The following is an 11,055-nucleotide window of genomic DNA, read 5'->3' as shown; positions in this document are numbered from 1 at the left end:
GCTATTGAGGAAGGTTTACGTTTTGCTATCAGGGAAGGTGGCCGCACGGTAGGTGCGGGCGTGGTCACTTCTATTATTGAGTAGGTCTTTAGGTTACCATCAAATTGCTTTATTTAGCCTAAGATGAAATTGCTGGACAGGCAGGTGTAACCTGCCTGTTTGTTTATACCTACTGTATCTATTGTGGTAAGGTCAAGAAGTTAGAGGCATTGTCCATATTGTACTGAGGTAGATTTCCGCGCTATTGACACGTTATTCCGATTGTGATAAAGTAGATAAGGTACTGAGTTGGCGTAAAATTACATTTGGCCGAACATCACCGTATGTAGGGCGGGTTAAAGCGACTAGGAGGTGGCTGCAGTGCGTGTCGGAATTACATTAGCATGTACAGAGTGTAAAAGCAGAAACTATACCACTACTAAAAACAAGAGAAACAATCCTGACCGGATTGAGCTGAAAAAGTTTTGCCCTCGCTGCAAGACCCATACAGTTCATAAAGAAACTAGGTAAGTAATTTTAAGAAGTAAAAAATTAAAAATCTTTATTTTTTCTAAGGAAGTGGAAAGATGGTTAGTAAAAATGCTGCCAAACAGGATAGTTTCCTTCAGAGAACCACTAAATTCTTTCGCGGAGTATGGAATGAGTTGAAAAAAGTTCATTGGCCGAGGAGGTCTGAATTAGTCACCTATACTTCGGTAGTTATTGTTTCTGTCTTTATTGTGGCTCTGGTTATTTGGGTTGTGGATTCTATTTTTAGTACTTTGTTGGATCTCATTTTATAAGGGGTTGTAAAAATTTGAGAAACGGGGGTGAGGAGCCTAAAATAATAGGCTCCCTTAGGCTATGGAAAAGCAGTGGTATGTGATTCACACTTACTCAGGATACGAAAATAAAGTGAAGGCTAACCTGGAAAAACGAGTAGAGTCGATGAATATGGAAGATAAGATTTTTCGAGTGGTAGTTCCTATGGAGGAAGAAATTCAAATAAAGAACGGCAAGAAAAAAGTATCTAAAAAGAAAGTTTATCCAGGTTATGTCCTTGTCGAGATGAAAATGACTGATGATTCTTGGTATGTAGTACGTAATACCCCCGGAGTTACTGGTTTTGTAGGTAGTGGTTCGAAGCCTATACCTTTACAGCCGTCGGAAGTTAAGCAGATTTTACGCCAAATGGGAGTAGATGAGCCACGAGCCAAGGTTGATTTTGTAGTGGGTGAAAATGTGCGAGTTACGACCGGGCCCTTTGAGAATTTTATAGGTACGGTAGAGGAAATTTATCCTGACAAAGGGAAAGTAAAAGTTTTGGTTTCAATGTTTGGGAGAGAAACCCCTATTGAGCTTGAATTTTCTCAAGTAGAAAAGGTCTAAATTTTGTTGTGAAAGGAGGAAGATATATATGGCCAAAAAGGTAATAGGATTAATCAAGCTGCAGATTCCGGCAGGTAAAGCTAATCCGGCACCGCCGGTTGGACCTGCTTTGGGACAACACGGCGTTAATATTATGGCTTTTTGTAAAGAATTTAACGAGAGAACGGCGGCTCAAGCCGGGTTAATTATCCCGGTAGAAATAACTGTTTATGAAGACAGGTCCTTTACTTTTATTACCAAGACCCCTCCGGCCGCAGTGCTGTTGAAAAAGGCAGCCGGTATAGAAACCGGAAGTGGTGAGCCTAACCGGGTGAAAGTAGGCAAGGTTTCCCGCGATCAGGTGCGGGAAATTGCCGAGCTGAAAATGAAAGATCTAAATGCTGCGAGTATAGAAGCGGCTATGAGAATGATTGAGGGTACGGCTAGGAGTATGGGAATTGAAATAGAAGGCTAAAAATTTTTGTTGTGTTTTTAATAAGTGGGAGGAATTTTAATTCCGCCAATACCACTTGAGGAGGTAAGAATATGCCTAAACGTGGAAAGAGATACTTAGAAGCTTCAAAGTTGGTGGACAGAACGACTCTTTATGAACCTCAAGAAGCCTTAGAACTAGTGAAAAAAACTGCTAAGGCCAAATTTGATGAGACGGTTGAAGTAGCGGTTCGCTTGGGAGTTGACCCCCGTCATGCGGATCAGCAGGTCAGAGGAACCATCGTTCTTCCTCATGGAACGGGTAAGACCCGAACGGTCCTCGTCTTTGCCAAAGGAGAAAAAGCTAAAGAAGCTGAAGAGGCCGGAGCAGATTATGTAGGAGCAGAGGATCTAGTGGAGAAAATTCAAGAAGGTTGGTTAGATTTTGACGTAGCGGTTGCTACTCCTGATACCATGGCTATTGTAGGAAAATTAGGTCGTATTCTAGGACCTAGAGGGTTGATGCCCAATCCCAAGGCCGGAACCGTAACCATGGATGTTGCGCGAGCAGTTAAGGAAATAAAAGCTGGGAAAATTGAGTTTAGAGTAGATAAAGCGGGGATTATACATGTTCCGATAGGGAAGGCATCTTTTGAAGTGGAGAAGCTGTTAGAGAACTTTAGGGCTTTAATCGAAGCTTTGATAAAAGCTAGACCTGCGGCTGCTAAAGGGCAGTATGTGAGAAGCATTTCGGTTTCTTCAACTATGGGACCGGGAATTAAAATTAATCCCCAAAAGGCCTTACCAAAATAAAGCTGCGGAAATTTGACAGCAGAATATATTTTCTGGTATAATGCAGCTTGATTATAAAAAACGATTAAGTTCTAACCGTAGACAGCAGGTGGTTGAAAGACCTTAAAGGAGAAATCCGCCTGCCGAGGTTGGTGTCTATTTAAGGTGTTAAAAGCTTACTAACCTCCGTATGTCTACGGAGGTTTCTTATTTTTATGCGGAGGGGTGCAAAAGTGAAGAAGAAATTAGATAAGGAAAAGGTGGTTCAGGAGCTTAAGGAAAAATTGTCCCAATCTAGTGCTGCTGTTTTGACGGATTACCGGGGACTGAATGTAGCAGAAATGACTGACCTAAGGGCGAAACTGAGAGAAGCTGGTGTAGAATTCAAGGTTGTAAAAAACACCTTAACTTGGCTGGCAGCAAAAGATGTAGGGCTGGAAGAATTAGAACCTTATTTGGAAGGGCCTACGGCAATAGCCTTCAGTTATGAAGATCCGGTGAGCCCGGCTAAAATTCTTTCCAATTTTGCGAAGGAACACGACAATCTAGAAATCAAAGCAGGGATATTGGAAGGCAAGGTTATCGATCTACAAAAAATCAAAGCTTTAGCCGATTTGCCTTCGCGTGAGGAACTGTTAGCCAAAACAGTGGGCGGATTTCAGGCTCCTTTATACGGGCTGGTCAATGTTTTGCAGGGTACGATTCGCAATTTAGTATACGTTTTAGAAGCTATTCGGCAGCAAAAGGGAGCTTAAAACCCCTAAATATATAATTTTTGCTAAGGAGGTAAAATAAGATGTCTAAAGTAGCGGAAATTATTGAAACTGTTAAAGGCATGACTGTTTTGGAGTTGGCAGAACTGGTAAAGGCTTTAGAAGAAGAATTTGGAGTTACTGCTGCCGCTCCAGTGGCCATGGCCGCTGCTCCTGCGCCAGGTGCGGCTGAAGCAGCTCAAGAGGAGCAGACCGAGTTTGATGTTATTTTAACATCTCCTGGCGATAAGAAAATTAATGTCATTAAGGTGGTCCGTGAGATTACCGGCCTAGGGCTGAAAGATGCCAAGGCATTGGTAGACGAAGCCCCCAAACCGGTTAAAGAAAAAGTCAGCAAGGAGGAAGCCGAAGCCATTAAGGCTAAGTTGGAAGAAGCTGGTGCTTCGGTTGAGCTAAAATAATATATTACTAATGCTTAAACTCGTAGAAAATTTTTAGACACTCTTTTTAATAAGAGTGTCTTTTTGTTCTTGACAAACATGGATGTGTATGGTAACATTGTAAAATGGTATGCTATTCCTTATTTATCCTGAGGGTACTATCAAGCAATTACCGTCCATGTATATCCGTATGTTCTGCAGGAAAGAATAGGTAGATAAGGGGGATTAGTGGTTGTTCTTTAGAGCGAGGTTGATGCTCGATGGCAAACCTTGCTTTTAGATTTTGTAACCGTTGATTGGGTACGATTTTGATTGGGGGTGACGTCAATGACCAGCCCGAGCAATATAGGACGAAGAAAAAGAGAAAGTTTTTCGAAAATCCCAGAAGTACTTGATATGCCCAATTTAATTGAGATTCAGAAAAATTCCTACCAATGGTTTCTGGATGAGGGCTTAAGGGAAATTTTTCAAGAGATTTCTCCTATCCAAGATTTTACTGGCAATTTAGTTTTGGAATTTATTGATTATTCCTTAGGCACACCAAAATATTCCGTTCAAGAATGCAAAGATAGAGATGTAACCTATGCAGCACCGTTGAGAGTAAAAGTGCGTTTGATAAATAAAGAGACAGGTGAGATAAAAGAACAGGAAGTTTTTATGGGTGACTTTCCTTTAATGACCGAGAAAGGCACATTTATTATTAACGGTGCTGAACGGGTTATTGTTAGCCAGTTGGTTAGATCTCCCGGTGTGTATTTTAGCGAGCAATTAGATCCAAGTGGGGTTAAAATTTACGGGGCTACTATTATCCCCAACCGAGGTGCCTGGCTTGAATTTGAGACTGATGTTAATGAAAATATTTATGTTAGGGTGGACCGGACACGCAAGTTGCCGGTAACCGTTCTAATACGTGCTCTGGGTTATGATACCAATGCTCAGATATTACAACTTTTTGAGAATGATTCCCGGATAAATTTAACTTTAGAAAAAGACAATACAGATTCGGAAGCAGAGGCTCTGGTTGAAATTTATAAAAGGTTGCGTCCTGGCGAGCCCCCTACTGTAGAAAGCGCCAGGTCTCTGCTGGAAACTCTCTTTTTCGATCCCAAGCGCTACGATCTAGGGAATGTAGGGCGTTACAAGCTGGCTAAAAAATTAGAGCATGGAGTTCTATATAAAGAAGAGAACGGTAAGCAACAATATATTCGGCACCTTACCAAAGAGGATATTATTGCTACAGTTCGCCATTTATTAAGACTAATTGACGGGGAAGTTTCACCCGATGATATAGACCATTTGGGTAATCGGCGTTTGCGTTCGGTTGGTGAGTTGTTGCAAAATCAATTTCGTATCGGTTTATCTCGTATGGAGAGAGTTGTACGGGAAAGAATGACTATTCAGGATGTGGATGTTATTACACCTCAGATTCTGATCAATATTCGTCCAGTAGTAGCTGCTATAAAAGAGTTTTTTGGCAGCAGCCAGTTATCTCAATTTATGGACCAGACAAATCCATTAGCGGAACTTACTCATAAGCGCCGGCTTAGTGCCCTGGGGCCCGGTGGCCTAAGTCGGGAGAGGGCGGGGTTTGAAGTAAGGGATGTGCATCATTCCCACTACGGGCGAATGTGTCCTATTGAAACTCCAGAAGGACCGAACATCGGTTTAATCGGGTCATTAAGTACTTACGCTCGGGTCAATGAATTTGGTTTTATAGAAACTCCCTACCGGAAGGTAGACAAGGAAAGAGGGGTAGTAACCAACGAAATTGTTTATTTATCTGCTGATGAAGAAGATAAATATATCATTGCTCAAGCGAATGCTCCCTTAGATGAGGAAGGGCGCTTCCTAAATAAAAAGGTTAATGCTCGTCATGGCAGTCAAATTTTGGTAGTTTCAGCCGACAAAGTAGACTTTATGGATGTATCTCCAAAGCAAGTGGTCAGTGTAGCTACGTCTCTTATACCCTTCCTGGAACACGATGATGCTAACCGGGCGTTAATGGGAGCTAACATGCAGCGCCAAGCAGTTCCCCTGTTAAAAACAGAAGCTCCTTTAGTAGGAACTGGAATCGAATGGCGGGCAGCTATAGATTCCGGAGTCGTGGTTTTAGCCAAGCGTGCTGGCGTAGTAGAAAGGGTTACCGGTCAAGAGATAGTTATCAGGACTGATGATGGGGAACGCGATCATTACAAACTGATTAAGTTTGCCCGTTCCAATCAAGGTACCTGCATTAATCAAAAACCTATTGTTTCCAAAGGCCAGCGGGTAGAGGAAGGTCAGGTTATTGCTGACGGGCCTTCCACTGACCATGGAGAACTGGCTTTGGGTCGAAATGTTTTAGTTGCCTTTATGCCTTGGGAAGGTTATAACTACGAGGACGCTATTTTGATCAGCGAAAAATTGGTAAAAGACGATACGTTCACTTCTATTCACATCGAAGAGTATGAATGTGATGCTAGAGATACCAAATTGGGGCCAGAAGAAATTACGCGGGATATTCCTAACGTAGGAGAAGATGTGCTTAAGGATCTGGACGAAAGAGGTATTATCAGAATTGGAGCTGAAGTTCGTCCGGGAGATATTTTAGTGGGCAAGGTTACTCCTAAAGGTGAAACAGAACTTACGGCGGAGGAGAGACTCCTAAGAGCTATATTTGGAGAAAAGGCAAGGGAAGTGAGGGACACTTCGCTACGGGTTCCTCATGGTGAGTCAGGAAAAGTTGTAGATGTAAAAGTTTTTTCGCGGGAGAATGGTGACGAGTTGGCTCCAGGTGTGAACCAACTGGTACGAGTTTATGTTGCTCAGAAGCGGAAAATATCTGAAGGCGATAAAATGGCTGGCCGTCACGGGAATAAAGGAGTTATTTCCCGCATTCTTCCGGAAGAAGATATGCCTTTCCTGCCTGACGGGACGCCTATCGAAATTGTACTTAATCCTTTGGGAGTTCCTTCTCGTATGAATATCGGACAGGTTCTGGAATGTCATTTGGGGTGGGCTGCGAAAACCTTGGGTATTCATGTTGCCAGTCCTGTATTTGACGGGGCTACCGAGGAAGAGATTTTTGCTACTTTAGAAAGGGCAAACTTACCAAAGGATGGTAAGACCATTCTTTATGACGGCCGAACAGGAGAACCTTTTGACAATCCGGTGATGGTCGGATACTTGTACATGCTGAAGTTGGCCCACCTAGTAGACGATAAGATTCATGCTCGGTCCACCGGTCCTTACTCTCTGGTTACCCAGCAACCATTAGGAGGCAAGGCCCAATTCGGAGGACAACGTTTCGGAGAAATGGAAGTTTGGGCGTTAGAAGCTTACGGAGCGGCTTATACGTTGCAGGAAATCCTGACCGTAAAGTCGGATGACGTGGTAGGAAGAGTTAAAACTTATGAAGCTATAGTTAAGGGAGAAAACGTACCGGAACCGGGGGTACCGGAGTCATTCAAGGTTTTAATTAAAGAATTACAGAGTTTGGGGCTTGATGTAAAAGTTTTATCGGAAGAAGATGAGGAAGTAGAGATAAAAGACGAAGAAGACGTGAGTGATACGGCGAAAGAACTGGGCTTCGATACGGAAGAGAAAGTTGAAGAGAAAGAAGATGAAGAAGGGGAGCAGGATTATGAAGAAGCTGAGGAAGATGTGGAAGGTATTTCGGAAGAAGAACTTCCTTTAGAAGATAACCTTGAGGGTTTTATGAACGATGAAGAAGAGGAACAATAGTAAAGCCTTGGAAATGAGATGAGAAAATGGTATTTAAGGATTTACGATCAAGGAGAAGGGAGAGAGGCTTTTGTTAGACTTAAATAACTTTGATCGTTTGCGTATCGGTTTAGCTTCTCCTGAACAAATTCGATCCTGGTCTAGCGGCGAAGTCAAAAAGCCCGAAACCATCAACTATCGTACCCTCAAGCCAGAAAGGGATGGCTTGTTCTGTGAAAAGATTTTTGGTCCGACAAGAGATTGGGAATGTCACTGCGGAAAATATAAGCGGGTTCGTTATAAGGGAATAGTTTGTGATCGGTGTGGGGTAGAAGTTACGCGCTCCAAGGTTCGCCGGGAACGCCTGGGGCATATTGAACTGGCTGCTCCTGTCTCCCACATCTGGTACTTCAAAGGAATCCCCAGCCGTATGGGGTTAATGCTGGATATGTCCCCCCGGGCCTTAGAAAAAGTTTTGTACTTCGTTTCCTATGTAGTAATCGATCCGGGGGAAACCCCGCTTATGAAGAAACAGCTGTTAACGGAAACTGAGTACCGGGAGTACCGGGAAAAGTATGGAAATAAATTCCAGGCGGGTATGGGAGCCGAAGCTATCAAGAAGCTGTTAGAGGAAATCGACCTGGATAAATTAGCGGAGGAACTTCGGCGAGAGCTCAAAGAAGTCAGCGGACAGCGGAAGGTCCGGGCTATACGGCGGTTAGAAGTGGTGGAAGCCTTCCGGAAATCGGGAAACCGTCCCGAATGGATGATTTTAGAAGTAATTCCGGTCATTCCGCCGGAACTCAGGCCCATGGTACAGTTGGATGGAGGACGGTTTGCAACTTCGGATTTAAACGACCTTTATCGCCGTGTTATCAACCGGAACAATCGTTTAAAGAGATTGCTGGATCTGGGAGCGCCAGACATTATTGTAAGAAACGAAAAACGAATGTTACAGGAGGCCGTTGACGCTCTGATAGATAACGGTCGGAGGGGGCGACCGGTCACAGGTCCCGGCAACCGTCCCTTGAAGTCTTTAAGCGATATGCTAAAAGGGAAACAGGGCCGCTTCCGGCAAAATCTTTTAGGTAAAAGGGTAGACTATTCCGGCCGCTCCGTGATTGTAGTAGGACCTGAATTAAAGATGCACCAATGCGGTTTACCTAAAGAAATGGCTTTGGAACTTTTTAAACCCTTCGTTATGAAACGCTTGGTAGATAAAGGTTTTGCCCACAACATTAAGAGTGCGAAAAGAATGGTGGAGCGGGTCCGTAATGAAGTATGGGACGTTCTGGAAGAAGTAATTAAAGAACACCCGGTTTTGCTAAATCGCGCTCCTACTCTGCACCGCTTGGGAATTCAGGCATTTGAACCTGTTCTTGTCGAGGGGAGAGCGCTTCAGATACACCCACTGGTGTGTACGGCCTACAACGCGGACTTTGACGGAGACCAAATGGCTGTTCACGTTCCTCTATCTGCGGAAGCCCAGGCTGAAGCGCGACTGCTCATGCTGTCGACCCATAATATTCTCAACCCGAAAGATGGACGGCCGGTGGTTACTCCTACGCAAGATATGGTTATAGGGTGCTATTACCTTACGGTAATTAAGCCGGGGGCTAAAGGCGAAGGTAAAATATTTTTGAACTACGAGGAAGCTTACCTGGCCTATCTGCACGGGGCAATTGATTTACAGGCGAAGATCAAGGTTAGAATGAATGGTGAACTGGTGGAAACAACTGTTGGTCGCCTGATCTTTAATAAGGAAGCTCCTATTCCGGAAGAACTTGGATTTTACAATTGTGAAGTTAACAAGAAGGTGCTGGGTGAAATTGTAGCCCGTTGTTATCGTGAGTTGGGCCACGCTACTACGGCTAAAATGTTGGACGGTATTAAAAGACTGGGCTTCAGCTATGCTACCAAGGCCGGGATAACTATTGGAATTACGGACATAGATGTTCCTACTAACAAACAGGCTATTTTAGAAGAAGCGGAGGCTGAAGTTGAGAAAGTAGAGCAACAATTTAGACGGGGTTTAATCTCGGAAGAGGAAAGATATCAAAAAGTGATAGGAATCTGGAATCGGACTACGGATAGAGTAACTCAAGCACTTTTGGAGAAATTGGATAAATTCAACCCTGTTTATATGATGGCTCACTCCGGTGCCCGGGGTAATGTGCAGCAGATTCGCCAGCTGGCGGGGATGCGGGGCTTGATGGCCGACCCGTCCGGAAGAATTATCGACCTTCCCATAAAAGCCAACTTCCGGGAAGGGCTGACCGTTCTCGAATACTTCATCTCCACTCACGGTGCGCGTAAGGGATTGGCCGACACTGCCCTGCGGACGGCAGATTCCGGCTATCTTACCAGGCGTCTGGTGGACGTTGCCCAGGATGTTATTGTCCGGGAGGAGGATTGTGGTACAACCGAAGGTATATTTATAGAAGAATTCCGGGACGGCAATGAAGTAATTGAGAGGTTGGAAGAAAGAATCCTCGGGCGTTTTGCCCTGCAGGATGTCGTGCACCCTGAGACCGGAAAGGTCATAGTTAAAGCTAATGAAGAAATTGATGAGAATAAGCTACCAGAAGTAATTGAAGCTATAAAACGTTACAATGCGAAAGTAGCCATTCGATCCGTTCTCACTTGTAAGACCCGCTACGGAGTTTGTGCAAAATGTTACGGCAGGAATTTAGCTACCGGTTATCCGGTAGAAATCGGTGAAGCAGTCGGGATAATTGCCGCTCAGTCTATTGGTGAACCGGGGACTCAGCTGACGATGCGTACCTTCCATACCGGTGGGGTAGCCGGAGAGGATATTACCCAGGGATTGCCGAGAGTAGAGGAATTATTTGAGGCCAGAAAACCCAAGGGCCAGGCAGTCATTACTGAAATTGGAGGAATTGTGCATATTAGCGAAGGCAAGGGGCGCAAGGAGATTCAGGTAGTGAGTGAGGATGGAGAAAAACGCTCCTACCAGGTTCCTTACGGATCTCGGATCAAAGTGAAGGAAGGGATGCATGTAGAGCCAGGAGATGAACTCACCGAAGGTTCTATAAATCCTCATGATCTCTTGAAAGTAAAAGGTGTCCGGGGAGTACAACTTTACTTGCTCCAGGAAGTACAGCGAGTGTACCGCATGCAGGGAGTAGAAATCAACGACAAACATATTGAAGTTATGATACGGCAGATGCTGAGAAAAGTTAAAGTCGAAGACCCAGGCGATACCAGTTTATTACCAGGTGGTTTATACGACGTATTCGAATTTGAAGATGAGAATGCTCGAGTAGAAAAACTAGGGGGAAGGCCCGGTACTGCCCGGCCGGTCTTGTTGGGTATTACTAAAGCCTCTCTAGCCACCGATTCCTTCTTGTCTGCTGCTTCATTCCAGGAAACCACTCGAGTTCTTACGGAAGCAGCTATCAAAGGTAAAGTTGACCTGTTAATGGGGCTTAAAGAAAATGTGATAATCGGGAAATTGATTCCTGCCGGTACTGGTATGTCTAGATACCGTAATATAAAAATAATTCCGCCCGAAGCGAGGGAAGGGGAAGGTGCTGTAGCAGTAAAATAAATCTAGGTAAAAGCCATAGATTACCATAGCAGCAGGAGAAGACGAAAAAAGGGAGAAC

10 protein-coding genes and 1 other annotated feature are annotated in these 11,055 nt (G+C 44.2%); all 10 genes read left to right on the top strand.

Translation table 11 applies throughout. From position 1 onward, the window contains the following. Positions 1-84 (top strand): EF-Tu C-terminal domain-related protein (locus KKC1_RS17165; RefSeq protein WP_202819886.1); only part of this gene is annotated, 84 nt, incomplete at its 5' end. Positions 85-351: 267 nt separating this feature from the next. After that, positions 352-510, top strand: coding sequence for a 50S ribosomal protein L33 (gene rpmG, locus KKC1_RS05700; RefSeq protein ID WP_428844929.1), 159 nt, complete (start codon positions 352-354; stop codon positions 508-510). Positions 511-566: 56 nt separating this feature from the next. Further along, on the top strand, positions 567-782 hold the full coding sequence (secE, locus tag KKC1_RS05695) for a preprotein translocase subunit SecE (RefSeq protein ID WP_088553527.1): 216 nt from the start codon (positions 567-569) through the stop codon (positions 780-782). A 61-nt stretch (positions 783-843) separates the two neighbouring features. Beyond that, the gene (gene nusG, locus KKC1_RS05690; protein WP_088553526.1) at positions 844-1,368 is read left to right on the top strand and encodes a transcription termination/antitermination protein NusG; all 525 of its coding nucleotides are present in this window, start codon (positions 844-846) and stop codon (positions 1,366-1,368) included. 28 nt (positions 1,369-1,396) lie between these two features. Continuing rightward, a complete protein-coding gene (gene rplK, locus KKC1_RS05685) occupies positions 1,397-1,822 on the top strand; it encodes a 50S ribosomal protein L11 (RefSeq protein WP_088553525.1) in 426 nt (141 codons plus the stop codon). Between the two features lie 71 nt (positions 1,823-1,893). After that, on the top strand, positions 1,894-2,592 hold the full coding sequence (rplA, locus tag KKC1_RS05680) for a 50S ribosomal protein L1 (RefSeq protein WP_088553524.1): 699 nt from the start codon (positions 1,894-1,896) through the stop codon (positions 2,590-2,592). A gap of 57 nt (positions 2,593-2,649) precedes the next feature. Further along, positions 2,650-2,790: a sequence feature (ribosomal protein L10 leader region), on the top strand. 14 nt (positions 2,791-2,804) lie between these two features. After that, positions 2,805-3,326 carry a 50S ribosomal protein L10 gene (rplJ, locus tag KKC1_RS05675; RefSeq protein ID WP_238134216.1) on the top strand — a complete coding sequence of 174 codons (522 nt, stop codon included), beginning with the start codon at positions 2,805-2,807 and terminating at the stop codon, positions 3,324-3,326. A gap of 41 nt (positions 3,327-3,367) precedes the next feature. Further along, positions 3,368-3,745: a 50S ribosomal protein L7/L12 gene (gene rplL, locus KKC1_RS05670; RefSeq protein WP_088553522.1), complete on the top strand. Its 378-nt coding sequence runs from the start codon at positions 3,368-3,370 to the stop codon at positions 3,743-3,745. A gap of 306 nt (positions 3,746-4,051) precedes the next feature. Further along, positions 4,052-7,447 carry a DNA-directed RNA polymerase subunit beta gene (rpoB, locus tag KKC1_RS05665; RefSeq protein WP_088553521.1) on the top strand — a complete coding sequence of 1,132 codons (3,396 nt, stop codon included), beginning with the start codon at positions 4,052-4,054 and terminating at the stop codon, positions 7,445-7,447. Positions 7,448-7,517: 70 nt separating this feature from the next. Next, positions 7,518-10,997, top strand: coding sequence for a DNA-directed RNA polymerase subunit beta' (rpoC, locus tag KKC1_RS05660; RefSeq protein WP_088553520.1), 3,480 nt, complete (start codon positions 7,518-7,520; stop codon positions 10,995-10,997). Positions 10,998-11,055 lie beyond the last annotated feature (58 nt).

This window comes from Calderihabitans maritimus, from assembly GCF_002207765.1.
Classification (GTDB): domain Bacteria; phylum Bacillota; class KKC1; order Calderihabitantales; family Calderihabitantaceae; genus Calderihabitans; species Calderihabitans maritimus.
Note: the sequence above shows the minus strand (reverse complement) of the source record. Positions and strands in the feature narration are given on the sequence as shown.

Excerpts from the sequence above, each read along its gene's own strand:
- secE (WP_088553527.1), top strand. The coding sequence starts at position 567 with ATGGTTAGTAAAAATGCTGCCAAACAGGATAGTTTCCTTCAGAGAACC.
- nusG (WP_088553526.1), top strand. The coding sequence starts at position 844 with ATGGAAAAGCAGTGGTATGTGATTCACACTTACTCAGGATACGAAAAT.
- rplK (WP_088553525.1), top strand. The coding sequence starts at position 1,397 with ATGGCCAAAAAGGTAATAGGATTAATCAAGCTGCAGATTCCGGCAGGT.
- rplA (WP_088553524.1), top strand. The coding sequence starts at position 1,894 with ATGCCTAAACGTGGAAAGAGATACTTAGAAGCTTCAAAGTTGGTGGAC.
- rplL (WP_088553522.1), top strand. The coding sequence starts at position 3,368 with ATGTCTAAAGTAGCGGAAATTATTGAAACTGTTAAAGGCATGACTGTT.
- rpoB (WP_088553521.1), top strand. The coding sequence starts at position 4,052 with ATGACCAGCCCGAGCAATATAGGACGAAGAAAAAGAGAAAGTTTTTCG.